Raw genomic sequence first — 16,180 nt, forward strand, 5'->3', positions numbered from 1 at the left:
AGGTGTCAGGCCCCCTTCGCGGGCTCGAGGTCGACGGGTGAGGCGAAGTGTCCGAGCACCGCGGTGGCCGCGGCGACCGACGGACTGACCAGATGGGTGCGGGCCCCCTTGCCCTGGCGGCCCTCGAAATTGCGGTTCGATGTGGACGCGCACCGCTGGCCCGGCAGCAACGAGTCCGGGTTCATGCCCAGGCACATCGAACAGCCGGGTTGGCGCCATTCGGCGCCGAAGGCGGTGAAGACCTTGTCCAGGCCCTCCGCCTCGGCCTGTTCGCGCACGCGCATCGAGCCGGGCACGATGAGCATCCGGACCCCGTCGGCCACCGTGTGACCGTCGACGACCTCGGCGACGGCGCGCAGGTCCTCGATGCGACCGTTGGTGCACGAGCCGACGAACACGACGTCGACGGGCACGTCCCGCATCGGGGTGCCGGCCTCGAGGTCCATGTACTCCAGTGCGCTCTCGGCGGCGATGCGCGCGCTCTCGTCCGTGAACGACTCGGGGTCGGGGACGGCCGCACCCAGGGGCACGCCCTGGCCGGGGTTGGTGCCCCACGTGACGAAGGGGGTGAGGGCGGCACCGTCGATGACGACCTCGGTGTCGAACACCGCGTCCTCGTCGGTCCGGAGCCCGTCCCAGTACCGCACGGCCTCGTCCCACTCGTCACCCGCGGGCGCGTGCGGGCGACCGCGCAGGTAGTCGTAGGTGATCTGGTCCGGGGCGACCATGCCGGCCCTGGCACCGGCCTCGATGCTCATGTTGCAGATGGTCATCCGCGCCTCCATCGACAGCTTCTCGATGGCCTCGCCGCGGTACTCGATGATGTAGCCCTGCCCGCCGCCGGTGCCGATCTGGGCGATGACGGCCAGGATGAGGTCCTTGGCGGTGACGCCGGGCTGCAGCTCGCCGGTGACGGTGACGGCCATGGTCTTGAACGGGCGCAGGGCCAGCGTCTGGGTGGCCATGACGTGCTCGACCTCGGAGGTGCCGATGCCCATCGCGATGGAGCCGAATGCGCCGTGGGTCGAGGTGTGCGAATCGCCGCACACCACGGTCATGCCCGGCTGGGTCAGGCCGAGCTGCGGACCCACGACGTGGACGATCCCCTGCTCGAGGTCGCCCATCGGGTACAGCCGCACACCGAACTCCTCGCAGTTGGAACGCAGCGTCTCGATCTGGATCCGCGAGGTCTGGTCGGCGATGAGGTTGACCGCACCGCCGACGATGTCGGTCGGGACGTTGTGGTCCTCGGTCGCCAGGGTCAGGTCCGGGCGGCGGAGCCGGCGTCCGGCCAGGCGGAGACCGTCGAAGGCCTGCGGGCTGGTGACCTCGTGTACGAGGTGGAGATCGATGAACAGCAGGTCGGGCCCCCGGGACCCGCCCTCGCCCTCGCCCTCGACCACCACGTGGTCGTCCCAGACCTTCTCGGCCAGGGTCCGCGGTCGCGTGCCGCCGGACACGGTCTCGTTCATCACGCCTCCACTCCACGTCCGGATGGGATCCGATGGATTCTCACCATGTAGGACGATATAGTCGAACTGTGAGACAGTATAGCGGGATCGGGGTCCTCGACAAAGCGATGACGGTGCTCCACGCCGTGGCCGAGCAGCCGTGCGTCCTGGCCGACCTCTGCGAGCGGACGGGCCTGCCTCGCGCGACCGCCCATCGGCTCGCGGTGGGGCTCGAGATCCACCAACTCCTCTCCCGTGACGACGCCGGAGTGTGGAGCCTGGGGCCCGGTCTGGCCAAGCTCGCCGCGCACGTGTCGGACTCCCTGGCCGAGGCCGCGTCCTCCGTGCTGCCCCGCCTGCGCGAGGTGACCGAGGAGAGCGTGCAGGTGTACCGCCGCGACGGTGACCGCCGGATCTGTGTGGCCTCCGCGGAACCACCGACGGGACTGCGGGACACGGTGCCCGTCGGCGCGATCCTGCCCATGACACGGGGCTCGGGCGCGAAGGTGTTGGCGGCGTGGGCCGACCCCGCCACCCAGCGCACCCTGCTCGCCGACGCCACGTACACCGAGCGCCAGCTCGCCGACGTCCGGCGGCGCGGCTGGGCGCAGTCGGTCGCCGAGCGGGAGGCGGGCGTGGCCTCGATCTCCGCGCCGATCCGGGATGCCGCCGGCACGGTGGTCGCCGCGATCTCCGTGTCGGGCCCGGTCGACCGCATCGGTCGCCGCCCCGGCGTGAAGTGGGCGGCCGATCTGCTCGCCGCCGCCGATGCGATCCACAAACGGCTCTAGTCGACAGGGACGCCGCCGCGCCGGCCCTACGCGGGCCGCCGGCCGCGGGTGAGCCGCTCGAGCGCCCACGGCAGGCTGGCCACGCTGGGTTGGCGCACCGCGCCCACGAGATCGTCGTCGCGCGGGTCCACCCGCACCACCTGCACGCCCGGCCGCCGGAGGTCCCGGTACGGAACGGGGTCGGGGCGCGAGTCCACGTCGAAGCCCAGCGCACGGATCTCGGCGCCGAGTGGCGACGTCGCCGCGAGGGTGGCGACGGGGGTGTCGGGCCGCGCGCCGGTGCCGATGACGACGGCGAGGGCGTCGACCCCCAGGCGGCGCTGCTCCTCCGACCACTCCTCGAGCGCCTTCTCGGCCGTCTCGGCTGCCGGGGTGGGATCGCGGTCGACGGCCCCGGCGACGAGATCGAGGTGGTCCCGCCACCCGGGTCTCCCCTGCGGGTCGACGATCACCGTGGCGAGCTGCTCGTACCCACGGAGCTCGGGCCCGGTGACGTCGGCCGCGACCAGGACGAACGCGTCGACCCCGAACGGCAGCAGCGACCGCAGGCTCGGCAGTCCGGGGCCGTCCCACTCCGGCGACGGCGGTGCCGGGTGGTCGCGCCACGGTCGCGGGCCCGTCCCGTCGACGGCCCACGCGGCGGTGGGCTCACGGTCGAGGGCGTGCAGGACGTCGAGGTCGGCCGAGGAGAGCGCGATGAGGCGGCGTGGCGGAGCGTCCGGTGTGGGGGTACGGATCGGACTGGGGGGAGCCAGCGGGTCGCTCGCCGTCGGAGCCGGTGTCGTCGTCGTCGTCGACCCCCCTCCCGGGCCGCACGCGGTGAGCCCCGCGAGGGTCAACCCGCCACCGACGGCCAGGCGGAGGAGGTCACGGCGAGAGGTCACCCCGGTGATCCTGCCACGGCCACAAATGCGAGATGTCCCGGCTCGTCGTTGCCGACGAACCGGGACATCTCCCCTGTACCCCCGATGGGATTCGAACCCACGCTACCGCCGTGAGAGGGCGGCGTCCTAGGCCGCTAGACGACGGGGGCTTGGCGCTCGACCACTATATCCGGATGGTGGACGACGAACCAAATCGCGACATCACCCCGTGCACCGGGTGTAAAGATGCACTCGGTAAAGTAAGCGGCTATCGTGACCGGAATGTCCTCTCCCCCCGACCCCGACTCGCTGCGCGACCGGAAGCGTCGCGCGACCATGGTGTCCATCGAGAACGCGGCGACCTCCCTGGTGCTCGAGTACGGCTTCGACGCGGTGACGGTCGACCAGATCTGCGCCGCCGCCGAGATCTCCAAGCGGACGTTCTTCAACTACGTGTTCTCCAAGGAGGCCGCCGTCATCGGCGCCACGCCCGAGGACGTCACCGAGGCCGACCGCGCCGCCTTCCTCGACCGCGGCGAGGAGGGCGTTCTCGACGCGCTACTCCGTCTCTACCTCGCCGCCTTCGCGGCGACCCGTACCGCCGACAGGGACCAGACCGCCACGCTGGCCCAGCGCCGCCGGGCCATCTTCCGCGCCGAGCCCGAGCTGGCGGCCGCGCGGATGACCGCCTCGTCGCGCTTCCAACTCCGCCTGACCGACCTGGTCATCGTGCACCTCGACCGGCACCCGTCGCTGCGTCGGCTGGCCGGGGTGGCGGTCGAGGCCGAGGCCCGGGCCTGCGTGGCCCTGGTCGCGGCATCGGCGAACCTCGGGCTGTCCGCGTGGCTCGCCCGCGACTCCGCCACCTTCGAGGACCTCGACGGTGACTGCGCCACCGCGCTGCGGCAACTCGCCCTGCTCGCGGGAGCACCCGACACCACCGCACCCGACACCACCGCACCCCCCGCCACGGCGCCCACCGCACCCTCCGCCTCACATCCCGCCGGGAGTCCCGCATGAGCGAAACCGATATCCGCGCTACCGCGCCCTCCCCCGGCGCCGATCCGGGAACCACGACCTCCGCGGCTCCGGCGCCGGTGACCCACAACGTGCCGCTGGTGTTCACCTCCCTGCTGCTCGGGATGCTCATCGTCTCCCTGGGCCAGATGATCTTCGCCACGGCACTGCCGACCATCGTGGCCGACCTCGGTGGGGTCGACCGGATGAGCTGGGTCATCACCGTCTACCTGCTCACCATGACGATCGGCCTGCCGGTCTACGGCAAACTCGGCGACCAGATCGGCCGCAAGCCGCTGTTCGTGACCGCGATCCTCCTGTTCTCCGCCGGCTCGCTGCTGGGCGCGGTCGCGTGGGACATCGACCTGCTCATCGTGGCCCGCGCGATCCAGGGGCTCGGTGGTGGCGGTCTCATGGTGCTCTCCCAGGCGATCGTCGCCGACGTCGTCCCCGCCCGGCAGCGCGGCCGGTACATGGGCGTACTGGGCGCCGTCTTCGGCTTGTCCTCCGTCCTCGGGCCCCTGCTCGGCGGGTTCTTCACCGAGGGCCCCGGCTGGCGCTGGGCCCTGTGGTTCAACCTCCCCGTGTGCCTGGTCGCCCTCGTCGTGGCCGTGGTCTGGCTCCGCCTGCCCAACCGCGGCGCCGGTCGACGTACCGACTGGCCCGGCACGGTCCTCATGGCCACCGGCACCACCGCTCTGATCCTCATCTCCTCCTGGGGCGGTAACCGGTACAGCTGGACGGACCCGATGATCCTCGGTATGGGCGCGGTGTTCCTGGTGTGTGCGGTCGCGTTCGTCCTGGTGGAGTCGCGCTCGGAGCACCCGTTGATCCCGATGACGCTGTTCGCCGAGCGGAACTTCTCACTGGCGACCGGAGCCGGGCTCCTGGTCGGTGTCGCGATGTTCGGTTGCATGGCGTACCTGCCCACCTACATCCAGATGGTCCACGGGCTCGGCCCCACCGCCGCCGGCCTGATGATGACGCCGATGATGGCCGGCATGATGGGCACGTCCATCGTCGTGGGCAACATCGTCAGCCGGACCGGCCGCTACAAGTGGTACCCGGTGGTCGGCACCGTGATCATGGCCGCGGGCCTCTGGCTGATCGGCTCGCTGGAGGCCGGAGACACCCTGGTGCACCTGGGCGTGGTGCTGTTCGTCTTCGGCTTCGGTCTCGGACTGTGCATGCAACTGCTGGTGCTGATCGTGCAGAACACCTTCCCGATCACCGTGGTCGGCACCGCCACCGCGTCCAACAACTTCTTCCGCCAGATCGGCGGCACCATGGGTTCGGCGATCGTGGGTTCACTGTTCGTCAGCCGGCTCGCCGATCTCATGGGCGAGCGGGTTCCCGCCGCGGCCGCGGAACTCGGTCCCGAGGGCGCCGCGGTGGCCGAGACCTTCTCGAACGGTTCGGGTGCGGCCAACTCCATGAGCCCGGAGATCCTGGCCGCGTTGCCCGGGCCCCTGCACGACGCGATCGTCAGTTCCTACAACGACGCGTTGGTGCCGATCTACCACGTCGTGGTGCCGCTCATCCTGGTCGCCACGGTGCTGCTGCTGTTCGTGCGCGAGGACACCCTCAAAGAGACGGTGGACTGATTCTCCTCCCACGCCCCCGCGTCCCGGCTCACCGTCCGTCGGCGCGGGGGTGAGGAGTCCGTCACGGAATCCGTACGCGCGGCAACCGTCCCGTCACGCGCCGTCACTAGCGTGCGGAGCGTGACCACACCTCGTCAGACCGTCCTGCGGTTCCTCGCTGCGCCCACCGATGTCGGCACGGGCACGCAGGTGCACACCGGCCGCATCCTCGAGTGGATCGACAAGGCCGCCTACGCCCTGGCGGCGGGGTGGTCCGGCGGATACGCCGTCACCGCCTATGTCGGGAACATCCGCTTCTCCCGCCCGGTCGTCTCCGGCGAACTCATCGAGGTCTCGGCCCGACTCGTCCACACGGGTTCGACGTCGATGCACATCCAGTGCGACGTCCGGGCCTGCGATCCCGTGACGCTCGACTACCGGCACTGCGCCGAGTGCCTCGTGGTCTTCATCGCCGTCCGCGACGGCGCGCCCACCCCCGTACCTCCCTGGACGCCCGCGTCCCGCCTGGAGGTCCACGAGTCCGACGAGGCGGTCATGCGCATCGGGCTGCGCAAGGACATCGAACGGGCGATGGCGGAGCAGACCTATTCCGCCGCGGGCACAGCGCCTCGTTCGACCCTGCGGTTCCTCGCGGCACCCGGGGACGTCAACTGGGGCGGCAACGCGCACGGCGGGCGCATCATGTCCTGGATCGACGACGCGGCGAACCTCTGCGCCACCCGGTGGTCGGGTACCCCCTGCACCTCGGTGTACGCCGGCGGTGTCCGGTTCTACCACCCGGTGAAGATCGGCCACGTCGTGGAGGTGGAGGCCCGTCTGCTGCACACGGGTCACGAGACCATGCACGTCTCGGTCCATGTGAGCTCCGGAGAGGCCACCTCTCCGGAGAGGACGCTCACCACCCACTGCCTGACCGTCTGTGCGGCACTCGGGCCGGACGGAAGACCCACCCCGGTGCCCCGGTGGGCCCCGGTGTCCGCCGAGGACCACGCACTGGACGAGCACGCCCGCCATCTCATCCGCCTCCGCGGGCGGGGCAGGGTGACCGGGCCGGTCCGGGCCCCGGCCTGAACGGCGACCGGCATGCGGGGGGCCGACGGCCGGCCGCGACCCTGGACTCCGCCCCCGTCCCCCGCAACGAGGAAGGCGCCCGGAGCGTTGTGCTCCGGGCGCCTTCTGCTGTACCCCCGATGGGATTCGAACCCACGCTACCGCCGTGAGAGGGCGGCGTCCTAGGCCGCTAGACGACGGGGGCTAGGACACGGATCCACGTGGGATCCGCTGTAGCGAGCGCTGCGACGCGCTCAGCTGGCCTACCAGGACTCGAACCTAGAACGACGGTACCAGAAACCGCTGTGTTGCCAATTACACCATAGGCCACTGCATTTACTTTTCCGCCCCTCGCGGGGCGCCTCGAAGAGACTATCAAACCACCGAGGGTGAATAGCAAATCGCCTGGTCAATCCGTCTGTTTCCAGACCCCGAGCTAGTCGGCGACGGGCGCCGACCTAAGCCGCGACAGTGTGGCCTGCCGACCGAGCAGCTCCAACGACTCGAACAGCGGCGGCGAGATGTGCGATCCCGTGACCGCCACCCGCACGGGCCCGTAGGCCTTGCGCGGCTTGATGCCAAGGTCCTCCACCAGCGCGCCGGACAGTGCGGCCTCGATGGCCGGGGTCGTCCACTCCTCGACTGCTTCCAGCGCCGCGATCGCCGCGTCCACGACCTCTCGGGACTCCGCTTTGAGGTTCTTTGCCGCAGACTGGGCGTCGACGGTGAACCCGGCCTCGTCCACGAGGAGGAACCGGATGAGCTTCCACGCATCCGACAGGACGACGATGCGGGTCTGGAGGAGATCTGCCACGATCGCCCACCGCTGGGCGTCGAAACTCTCCGGCAGGGTCACCCCGTCCTCGTCGGGGTGCGCGACGAGGTACTCGCGCAGGCGGCGGGCGAACTCCTCGGCCGGCAGCTGCCGGATGTGCTCGGCGTTGATCGCGTCGGCCTTCTTCTGGTCGAAGCGGGCCGGGTTGGCGTTCACCTGGCGCACGTCGAACGCCTCGATCATCTCCTGCAGGGAGAACACGTCGCGGTCATCCGACAGCCCCCACCCGAGAAGGGCCAGGTAGTTGAGCAACCCCTCCGGCAACATCCCGCGGTCGCGGTGGAGGAACAGGTCCGACTCGGGGTCACGCTTGGACAGCTTCTTGTTGCCGTCGCCCATGACGAACGGCAGGTGCCCGAACGCGGGGACGTCATCCGCCACCCCGATCCGCATCAGGGCACGGTAGAGGGCGATCTGTCGGGGGGTGGAGCTGAGCAGATCCTCGCCCCGGAGGACGTGGGTGATCTTCATCAGTGCGTCGTCGACCGGATTGACCAACGTGTAGAGCGGGATCCCGTTGGCCCGCGTGAGCGCGAAGTCCGGCACGGTGCCCGCCCTGAACACGGTCTCCCCGCGGACCAGGTCGTCCCAGGCGAGATCCTCGTCCGGCATCCGCAACCGGATCACCGCGCCGCGCCCCTCGTCACGGAACGCCTGCTTCTGGTCCTCCGTGAGGTCGCGATCGAACCCGTCGTACCCGAGTTTGGGGTCCCGCCCGGCGGCCCGGTGGCGGGCCTCGACCTCCTCGGGGGTGGAGAACGACTCGTACGCCTCCCCCGCCTCGACCAGCCTGCGCACCACGTCCAGGTGCAGATCGCGCCGCTCGGACTGGCGGTACGGCGCGTACGGGCCACCCACCTCGGGACCCTCGTCCCAGTCGAGGCCCAGCCACCGGAGGGCGTCGAGGAGCGACTGGTACGACTCCTCCGAATCCCGGGCGGCGTCGGTGTCCTCGATGCGGAAGACGAACGTGCCGCCCGTGTGCCGGGCGTGGGCCCAGTTGAACAGGGCCGTACGGACGAGACCCACATGGGGTGTGCCGGTGGGGGACGGACAGAAGCGGACGCGGACGTTCGAGGCGGTCATGGAGCCCATCCTAGTGACGGTCCCGGCTCGCACCCCCGGCGAGGACCGGCCTAGGATCGGCGGGTACCCGTGGCCGCCGTCCGAGGAGGCGCGATCCACGCAGGAGTCCGAATCGAGGGAGGCGTGCCGTGGCGTCTGGGCACCAACCCGACGTCGCGCGCCCGGTGACCGCCCCGGACTTCCTGCTGTCCCGTCCGACGGGCTCGCTGCGCACCCAGGGTGCCCTGAACTCGTTCACGGATCCGGCGGACGCGGCCCTGGCCCTGCGGTCCGGCGCCAGTGGTCTGATCGTGGGCGCGATCGGTTTCGAGCCCGACGCGCCCGCGGCCCTCGTCGAACCCGACGTGGTGGTGCGCGTCGACGGCCCACTGGAGCCCCCCGCCTACTTCCGCCGGATGCGCACCCGCACCCACGTCACCCGGGAGATCCCCTCGTCCTCGGAGCACCGCGCCAGGGTGTCGACCGCGATCGCGGGGGTGCGCTCCGGCGAGATCGACAAGGTGGTGCTGGCCAGGGCGGTCCGGCTGTCGGCCGATCAGCCCATCGACCCCCACGCGGTGTGCGCGGCACTGATCGACTCCAGCCCGGCGGCGGACGGGTACCTCGTCGACCTCTCCCCCGCCGGCGGGCTCCACGCCGGGCGCGTCCTGGTGGGGTCGAGCCCCGAACTCCTCGTGCGCCGCCGCGGCGATCTGGTGGAATGCCACCCGCTGGCCGGCTCCGCGCCCCGCTCCACCGACCCTGTCGCGGACCAGGCCGCGGGCCGCGCCCTGCGGGCGTCGGGCAAGGACGCCTCGGAGCATGCCTTCGTGGTGGAGTCGCTGGCACGGGCCCTGCAACCACTGTGCACGGATCTGGAGATCCCCGACCGTCCCACCCTCACGTCCACCCGCGAGATGTGGCACCTCGGGACCCGTATCCGGGGCCGTGTCGCCGACCCCCGCACCACCTCTCTGGACCTCGCCCTCGCCGTGCACCCCACGCCGGCGGTGTGCGGGACACCGACGGATGAGGCCCGGAGGCTCATCGCCGCGATAGAAGGGGAACGGGGGTTCTATGCCGGGGCCGTCGGGTGGTCGGACGCCGGCGGAGACGGCGACTGGATGGTCACCATCCGGTGCGCCGAGATCGACGCGGACCGGTCGGGAGCGATCGCCTGGGCCGGCGGCGGCCTGGTCGCGGACTCGCAACCCGACGACGAGGTCGCCGAGACCGGCGCCAAACTCCGCACCATCCTGAGGGCGTTCGGAGCGTCCTAGGGCGGTGCCCGGCGCCGGTCGCCCGGACCTACCGGTCGACGACGGGGTTCGTCAGCGAGCCGATGCCCTCGATCTCGACCGTCACACGGTCGCCGGGCAGCATCGGGCCGACCCCTGCCGGGGTACCCGTGAGGATCACATCGCCGGGAAGGAGGGTCATGACCCGGCTGACGTACTCGACGATCTCGCCGACGGTGTGCATGAACTGGGAGGTGTTGCCGTCCTGCCGCACCTCGGACGTGCCGTCGGGGTGGGTGAGGGTGACCCGGACGTCGAGCCCGTTGGGGTCCAGGTCGGTGACGATCCACGGACCCAGCGGGCAGAAGGTGTCGTACCCCTTGCCCCGCGTCCACTGACCGTCCGAGAGCTGCTGGTCGCGGGCGGTGACGTCGTTGGCGCAGGTGTAGCCGAGGATGACCTCGTGGGCCCGCGCGGCGGCGACGTCCCGGCACGGCTGCCCGATCACCACGGCCAGCTCGCCCTCGTGGTCGACCCGCTCCGAACTCGGCGGGTAGGCGATCGATGCCTCGGGGCCGACGACCGACGTGTTGGGCTTGAGGAAGATCAGGGGCTCGGCCGGGGCCTCCGACCCCATCTCCTCGGCGTGGTCGGCGTAGTTCTTACCGACGCACACGATCTTGGAGGCCAGGATCGGGGCGAGCAGACGCACGTCGGCCAGCGGCCATACGCGGCCGGTGAACTCGGGGGTACCGAAGGGGTGCTCGGAGATCTCGGCACAGGACAGCGAGGACTGGTCGGACATGTCTCCGCGGACCTCGACGAAGGCGAATCCCTGCGGGTGGGCGATACGGGCGAGACGCATACCCGCGATCCTAGGCGGTCCGCAGGTCCCGCAGCGTCCGCGCCCCACGGTCGCGGAGCTCGGTGACCTGTGCGAGGTATAGCTCGGCGCAGGCGAGGGCGTCGACCAGAGGGTCGTGTGCGCGGTACTGCGGCAACCCGTACCTCTCGCGGGCACCCCAGAGCCGCAGCCTCTCGGGCGACGGGTCGGCGGTGAAGCCCATGTCGACGCCCCCGCCCAGGACCCGCCGGTGCAGTTCCAGGGTGTCGACGGATTCCAGTGGTGGCCGGATGCCGAACGTGCGCCGACACAACGCTCGCAGGAAGTCGACCTCTATCGGGCAGTAGTGCGCGACCAACACCCGCCCGGTCAGAGCCGTGAACACCCGGTCCAGGACGTCCTCGACATCCTCCCCGGTGGCCATCGTGTCGTCCGTGAGTCCGTGCACGGTGGCACTCTGCCCCACCCCGTCGTCGTCGTCGTCCGGACCGTGATCGGGACGCAGCAGCACCGATCCCGCTCCGCCCAGGACGATCCGGTCCCCGTCGACGGGGACGAACCCCACCGCCAGGACCCGGTCGTGCCGGGGATCGAGCCCGGTGGTCTCGACGTCCACCGCGAGGAGGGACAGGTCCTCGAGCGGAGTGGTCGGATCCGGCGGCGGTGTCTCCAGAAATCGCCGCAGTGGCCCGTCGGGGGCCCGGCGGGCGGCACTCCTCCGGCGGCCGGCCGCGGTCAGCCGTGGCAGGACCATCACATCTGTCCGACCCGGTATCGGATCTGCAGCGCGCTCTGCGCTCCCGCGATGATCCGGAACGCCGCCCGGAGCCGATGGCGGTCCTTGGTTCCGAGGGTCGACGGGTCCACGTTGTTGTCGAGGTCCGAGTGCTCCTGGATCTGACGTGCGTGGTGGCGCAAGGCCAGCCCGCGCAGGAACCGGAACGCCTCGATGAGGTTCTCCGCGTCCGAGCGGGCGATCACCCCGGCGCTCGCCGCCGCGTCGAGACGGCCGAGCGTCGATACCTCGTCCAGCCCCGCGGACAGGGCGTACAGACGCGCGATCTGGACGACGGGCGCGATCCCCCCGGCCTTGAGGTCCAGGGTGTTGCGGTACTCGCCGCGGCGTGCGACGACGAGCCCGCGGAGGAAGCCGAGCGGCGGTTGCCACTCACACGCGATCCGGGCCAGATGCGCCTGGAAGCGCGGGCTGCCCTTCGAGCGGAGGAGCATCTCGCGCTGGACGCGGACGGCGAGTCCGCTCTCACCGTGGACGGGACGGAGATCGAAGAACACCTGGCTGTGCAGAACTGCGTCGGCCTCGGGGGCCCCGACCCAGTCCCGTACCGTCCCCTCCCACTCCGCGCAGGTCCGCCGCCACCGCGGGTTGGTCGCCATCACCCCACCGGGACAGAGCGGGAAGCCCGCCCGGTCGAGACCCGTGCAGACGTGGTCGGCGAGCTCCGCGAAGTAGTCGTCGAAGCCGGCGACCTCGTGTGCCCCGTCGTCGAGGATCAGCGCGTTGTCCTGGTCGCTGGACACCCCGAGCTCACCCCGGGCCTGGGAACCGAGTCCCACCCAGCAGTACGGCACGGGAGGCGGTCCGAGGTCGGCCTCCGCCAGCGCGATCAGGCGGCGCGTCGCCGCATCGGCGGTGGCGGTGACGACCCGGCCGATATCCCGCGGCGTGGTGCCCCGCCGGGCGAACTCGCCGACCAGCGGTAGCAACCGGGCGGACAGTTCCGCCACGGTCTCGGTGTCGGGGGCCCGCGAGATCCGCGCGGCCAGATAGACCGGGTCGGACTGCGCCAGGCGCAGCAGGTCCCCGCTCGTGACCATCCCCGCGGGGGCACCGGCCTCGCACACCGGCAGGTGATGGACGCCGCGTTCGATCTGGAGCAGGGTCGCGTCGAACGCGCGGGTCCGGGCGTCCACCGACACCGGGTCGTGGGTCATGATCGTCGACACCGGCGCCGCGGTGTCGCCACCAACCGCGACCACCTTCGAGCGCAGGTCGCGATCGGTGAAGATGCCGACCACGCGTCCGCTCTCCACCACCAGCAGCGCGGAGACGCGCTCCCGGGACATGATCTGCGCCGCCTCCAGGATGGTGGTCCCGGGCTCGGTGGTGACCGCGTCGCGGGTGAGGAGATCCCCCACCGGTGTGCTCAGGGGGTCTCCCCCGGCCGCGGCGACCCGGGCGGAGGCGAGGTCCTGGCGGATCCGATCACTCCGCGCACCGAAGAAGTCCCGGATCCCGGGGTGGGCGGCCGCGAGTTCGTCGAACACCTCGCGCGGCATCTCGAGTAGCAGGGTGTCCGCGACGGCCTCCATGCGGTACCGCGACGGGCCGGAACGGGTCAGCGTCGAGTAGCCGAAGCAGTCACCCTCGTCGCGCGCGTCGAGCAGGACACCGTCCGGGTCGCACACCTCGACGGCGCCCGTGCGGATGATGTGGAGGGTGTCGTTGGCGTCCCCTGCCTCCAGGATGACGGTCCCCCGCCGGTGGTAGCGCTGACTGAGCCTCGCGGGCAGGCGGTCGAGCACCTCTCCGGGCAGCTCGTCGAAGGGGGCACAGCGCGCGAGGAAGTCCCGCACCTCGGCGAGTTCGACGTCCATGCCACCACTGTGGACGCCGACGGCCCGCGGTGTGATCACTTCTCGCGATTCACACCCGCGGGCCGGGGTCCGGACGTGGGGTCAGCGGGGCGGTGGACTAACCGCTGACGGCCGCGACGATCCGGTCGCCCACCTCGGAGGTGACGATCGGGGCGTCGCCGCGCGAGCCGAGGTCCGCCTCGACGGCCGCCTCCACTCGATCGGCCTCGGCCGTGTGACCGAGGTGGCGCAGCAGCAGTGCCACGGACAGGATGGCGGCGGTGGGGTCGGCCTTGCCCTGTCCGGCGATGTCCGGGGCCGAACCGTGGACGGGCTCGAACATCGACGGGTTGGTCCCGGAGGCGTCGATGTTGCCCGACGCCGCGGTGCCGATGCCTCCGGTGACCGCGGCCGCGAGGTCGGTGATGATGTCACCGAAGAGGTTGTCGGTGACGATCACGTCGAACCGGGACGGATCGGTGACCATGTAGATGGTGGCGGCGTCGATGTGGCAGTAGTCCACCTCGACCCCGGGGAACTCCGGCGCCACCTCGTCGACGGTGCGCTGCCACAGCCCACCGGCGTTGACGAGCACGTTGGTCTTGTGGACCAGCGTGAGCTTGTTGCGCCGCGACTGCGCACGGGAGAACGCGTCGCGGACCACGCGCTCCACGCCGTACCGGGTGTTGACGGAGGTCTCGGTACCGATCTCGTGCGGTGTCCCCACACGGATCGCACCGCCGTTACCGGTGTAGAGCCCCTCGGTGCCCTCGCGGACGACGACGAAGTCGATCTCGCCCGGGTCCTTCAGCGGGGTTGCCGACCCGGGGAAGAGCCGGGAGGGCCGCAGGTTGACGTGGTGGTCGAGTGCGAACCGCAGCGGGAGCAGCATGCCCCGCTCGAGCACGCCGGCCGGCACGGAGCGGGGATCACCGATGGCGCCCAGCAGGATCGCGTCGTGGCCTCGGAGGCTCTCCACGTCCGCGTCCGTCAGGGTCTCGCCGTTGCGGAGGTACCGGCGCGCGCCGAGGTCGTATTCGGTCGTCTCGACACCGGGGACCAGCGCGTCGAGCACCTTCAGTGCCTCGGCCGTGACCTCGACGCCGATACCGTCGCCGGGGATGACTGCGAGCTTCATGATGTCGTCGTCCCCGCTCAGACCAGGTTGATCTGGGTCGCGGTGGCGTCGAGCTCGGAGACGATCCGGTCGACGGTCGGCTCGGCGACCGTGCGGTCGACCCGCAGGATCAGCGACGCGCCCTCGCCGGAGGCGTCCTGGCTCAGTGCTGCGGCCTGGATGTCGATGCCCTCCCCGCCGAGGATGGAGCCCACCTTGCCGAGCACGCCCGGGCGGTCGGAGTAGTGGACGAACAGGTTCTGGCCCTCGGCGCGCAGGTCGAACCCGCGCTCGTTGATCCGGACGATCTTCTGCACCTGGTCCAGGCCGGCCAGCGTGCCGGTGACATCGGCCGACGCGCCGTCCGCGGCCACGGCCGTGACGGTGACGGTGCTGCGGTAGGACTTGGACTCGCTGTGGGTCTCCACCGAGTGGGTGACCCCCCGCTGCTCGGCCATCTGGCCGACGTTGACGAAGGTCGCGGGCTCGTCGGTGATCGCGGAGAACATGCCGCGCAGGGCGGCCAGCCCGAGGACGTCGACCTGCTCGGATGCGAGCTCGCCGGCGACGTCGATCCGGACGGTCGTCGGGATACCCGGGCACAGGTGGCCGGCGACCAGTCCGAGCTTGCGGACGAGGTCGAGCCAGGGTGCGACCTCGTCGCCGACGGGACCACCGGTGACGTTGACGGCGTCGGGGACGAACTCCCCGCGCAGGGCGAGCAGCACACTGCGGGCGACGTCGGTGCCGGCGCGGTCCTGCGCCTCGCTGGTGGAGGCGCCGAGGTGCGGCGTGACGACGGTGTTCTCGAGCTCGAAGAGCGGCGAGTCGGTGCACGGCTCGGTGTCGAACACGTCGAGCGCCGCGGAGCGGACCTTGCCGGACTTCAGTGCGTCGACGAGCGCGTCCTCGACGATCAGACCGCCGCGGGCGGCGTTGACGATCACGACGCCGTCCTTGGCACGGGCCAGCCGCTCGGCGTCGAAGAGACCGGCGGTCTCCTTGGTCTTGGGCAGGTGCATCGTGATGATGTCGGCGCGGGAGACCAGCTCGTCGATGTCGACCAGCTCGATTCCCAGCTGCGCCGCGCGGGCGGCGGGCAGGTAGGGGTCGTAGGCGATGAGGTTGGTCTCGAACGCGGCGAGTCGCTGCGCCACGAGCTGGCCGATGCGGCCCAGGCCCACGACGCCGACGGTCTTGCCGAGCAGCTCGACGCCGTTGAAGGAACTGCGCTTCCAGGTGTGCTCGCGCAGGGTGCGGTCCGCGGCCGGGATCTGGCGGCAGGCGGACATGAGCAGCGCGACCGCGTGCTCGGCGGCCGAGTGGATGTTGGAGGTGGGCGCGTTGACCACCATGACGCCGCGCTCGGTGGCGGCGGGGATCTCGACGTTGTCCAGGCCGACGCCCGCGCGCCCGATGATCTTGAGGTTCGGCGCGGCGGCGAGCACCTCGGCGTCGACGGTGGTGGCCGAGCGCACGAGCAGTGCGTCGGCGTCGGCGACCGCCTCGAGCAGCTTGGGGCGATCCGGGCCGTCCACCCAGCGGACCTCCACGGCGTCGCCGAGCGCGTCGACGGTCGACTGGGCGAGCTTGTCGGCGATGAGGACGACGGGCCGTCCGGATGCTGTCACAGTGGGTTCTCCTCGGTGTCATTTCGGGCACGGCCAGTCTAGGGCACCTGTCACCGGCGCCGAGCAGTGGCCGGTACGC

13 protein-coding genes and 3 tRNA genes are annotated in these 16,180 nt (G+C 71.2%); 5 read left to right on the forward strand and 11 right to left on the reverse strand.

Annotated elements, in window-relative coordinates:
• Positions 1-5: 5 nt before the first annotated feature.
• Positions 6-1,472, reverse strand: coding sequence for a 3-isopropylmalate dehydratase large subunit (gene leuC, locus VZF99_RS08700; protein ID WP_067717515.1), 1,467 nt, complete (start codon positions 1,470-1,472; stop codon positions 6-8).
• Between the two features lie 68 nt (positions 1,473-1,540).
• Between leuC and VZF99_RS08705 the strand changes: the two genes are divergently transcribed.
• Positions 1,541-2,242: an IclR family transcriptional regulator gene (locus VZF99_RS08705; RefSeq protein ID WP_067717512.1), complete on the forward strand. Its 702-nt coding sequence runs from the start codon at positions 1,541-1,543 to the stop codon at positions 2,240-2,242.
• 26 nt (positions 2,243-2,268) lie between these two features.
• Here VZF99_RS08705 and VZF99_RS08710 read toward each other — a convergent pair whose 3' ends face one another.
• Together VZF99_RS08710 and VZF99_RS08715 are read right to left on the reverse strand one after the other, a co-directional pair.
• Positions 2,269-3,126: an ABC transporter substrate-binding protein gene (locus tag VZF99_RS08710; RefSeq protein ID WP_407334537.1), complete on the reverse strand. Its 858-nt coding sequence runs from the start codon at positions 3,124-3,126 to the stop codon at positions 2,269-2,271.
• 76 nt (positions 3,127-3,202) lie between these two features.
• Positions 3,203-3,275, reverse strand: a tRNA-Glu gene (locus VZF99_RS08715).
• A gap of 112 nt (positions 3,276-3,387) precedes the next feature.
• Here VZF99_RS08715 and VZF99_RS08720 point away from each other — a divergent pair.
• From VZF99_RS08720 to VZF99_RS08730, 3 genes are all read left to right on the forward strand, one after another.
• On the forward strand, positions 3,388-4,125 hold the full coding sequence (locus VZF99_RS08720; protein ID WP_407334538.1) for a TetR family transcriptional regulator: 738 nt from the start codon (positions 3,388-3,390) through the stop codon (positions 4,123-4,125).
• Positions 4,122-5,726 carry an MDR family MFS transporter gene (locus VZF99_RS08725; RefSeq protein ID WP_407334539.1) on the forward strand — a complete coding sequence of 535 codons (1,605 nt, stop codon included), beginning with the start codon at positions 4,122-4,124 and terminating at the stop codon, positions 5,724-5,726. The genes VZF99_RS08720 and VZF99_RS08725 overlap by 4 nt, the downstream gene beginning before the upstream one ends.
• Positions 5,727-5,846: 120 nt before the next feature.
• The gene (locus VZF99_RS08730; protein WP_069390252.1) at positions 5,847-6,797 is read left to right on the forward strand and encodes an acyl-CoA thioesterase; all 951 of its coding nucleotides are present in this window, start codon (positions 5,847-5,849) and stop codon (positions 6,795-6,797) included.
• A 111-nt stretch (positions 6,798-6,908) separates the two neighbouring features.
• Here VZF99_RS08730 and VZF99_RS08735 read toward each other — a convergent pair.
• From VZF99_RS08735 to gltX, 3 genes are all read right to left on the reverse strand, one after another.
• Positions 6,909-6,981: transfer RNA gene (locus tag VZF99_RS08735), tRNA-Glu, on the reverse strand.
• Positions 6,982-7,034: 53 nt separating this feature from the next.
• Positions 7,035-7,106 (reverse strand) — tRNA-Gln (locus tag VZF99_RS08740).
• A gap of 106 nt (positions 7,107-7,212) precedes the next feature.
• Positions 7,213-8,697: a glutamate--tRNA ligase gene (gene gltX, locus VZF99_RS08745; protein WP_120283543.1), complete on the reverse strand. Its 1,485-nt coding sequence runs from the start codon at positions 8,695-8,697 to the stop codon at positions 7,213-7,215.
• 128 nt (positions 8,698-8,825) lie between these two features.
• On the opposite strand from gltX, the gene VZF99_RS08750 reads away from it, so the two are divergent.
• Positions 8,826-9,956, forward strand: a complete 1,131-nt coding sequence (locus VZF99_RS08750) for an isochorismate synthase MenF (protein WP_096905290.1) — start codon at positions 8,826-8,828, stop codon at positions 9,954-9,956.
• 28 nt (positions 9,957-9,984) lie between these two features.
• Here VZF99_RS08750 and VZF99_RS08755 read toward each other — a convergent pair whose 3' ends face one another.
• The 5 genes from VZF99_RS08755 to serA all read right to left on the reverse strand — a co-directional run bounded on the left by VZF99_RS08755 (position 9,985) and on the right by serA (position 16,101).
• Complete coding sequence (locus VZF99_RS08755) at positions 9,985-10,779, reverse strand: fumarylacetoacetate hydrolase family protein (RefSeq protein ID WP_407334540.1); 795 nt, start codon at positions 10,777-10,779, stop codon at positions 9,985-9,987.
• 10 nt (positions 10,780-10,789) lie between these two features.
• Positions 10,790-11,512, reverse strand: coding sequence for an exonuclease domain-containing protein (locus VZF99_RS08760; RefSeq protein WP_067718230.1), 723 nt, complete (start codon positions 11,510-11,512; stop codon positions 10,790-10,792).
• Complete coding sequence (locus tag VZF99_RS08765; protein WP_407334541.1) at positions 11,512-13,374, reverse strand: putative nucleotidyltransferase substrate binding domain-containing protein; 1,863 nt, start codon at positions 13,372-13,374, stop codon at positions 11,512-11,514. The genes VZF99_RS08760 and VZF99_RS08765 overlap by 1 nt, the downstream gene beginning before the upstream one ends.
• A 97-nt stretch (positions 13,375-13,471) precedes the next feature.
• Positions 13,472-14,491, reverse strand: coding sequence for a 3-isopropylmalate dehydrogenase (locus tag VZF99_RS08770; RefSeq protein WP_407334542.1), 1,020 nt, complete (start codon positions 14,489-14,491; stop codon positions 13,472-13,474).
• A 17-nt stretch (positions 14,492-14,508) separates the two neighbouring features.
• Complete coding sequence (gene serA / locus VZF99_RS08775) at positions 14,509-16,101, reverse strand: phosphoglycerate dehydrogenase (protein ID WP_067718235.1); 1,593 nt, start codon at positions 16,099-16,101, stop codon at positions 14,509-14,511.
• Positions 16,102-16,180 lie beyond the last annotated feature (79 nt).

Origin of the sequence: Dietzia kunjamensis (assembly GCF_045689975.1) — a bacterium.
In the GTDB taxonomy this organism is placed as follows: Bacteria; Actinomycetota; Actinomycetes; order Mycobacteriales; family Mycobacteriaceae; genus Dietzia; species Dietzia kunjamensis.

Bases quoted from the DNA above. Each gene is read 5' to 3' on its own strand.
- leuC (WP_067717515.1), bottom strand. From the start codon at position 1,472: ATGAACGAGACCGTGTCCGGCGGCACGCGACCGCGGACCCTGGCCGAG.
- VZF99_RS08765 (WP_407334541.1), bottom strand. From the start codon at position 13,374: ATGGACGTCGAACTCGCCGAGGTGCGGGACTTCCTCGCGCGCTGTGCC.
- VZF99_RS08720 (WP_407334538.1), top strand. From the start codon at position 3,388: ATGTCCTCTCCCCCCGACCCCGACTCGCTGCGCGACCGGAAGCGTCGC.
- VZF99_RS08770 (WP_407334542.1), bottom strand. From the start codon at position 14,491: ATGAAGCTCGCAGTCATCCCCGGCGACGGTATCGGCGTCGAGGTCACG.
- VZF99_RS08725 (WP_407334539.1), top strand. From the start codon at position 4,122: ATGAGCGAAACCGATATCCGCGCTACCGCGCCCTCCCCCGGCGCCGAT.
- VZF99_RS08760 (WP_067718230.1), bottom strand. From the start codon at position 11,512: ATGGTCCTGCCACGGCTGACCGCGGCCGGCCGCCGGAGGAGTGCCGCC.
- gltX (WP_120283543.1), bottom strand. From the start codon at position 8,697: ATGACCGCCTCGAACGTCCGCGTCCGCTTCTGTCCGTCCCCCACCGGC.
- VZF99_RS08755 (WP_407334540.1), bottom strand. From the start codon at position 10,779: ATGCGTCTCGCCCGTATCGCCCACCCGCAGGGATTCGCCTTCGTCGAG.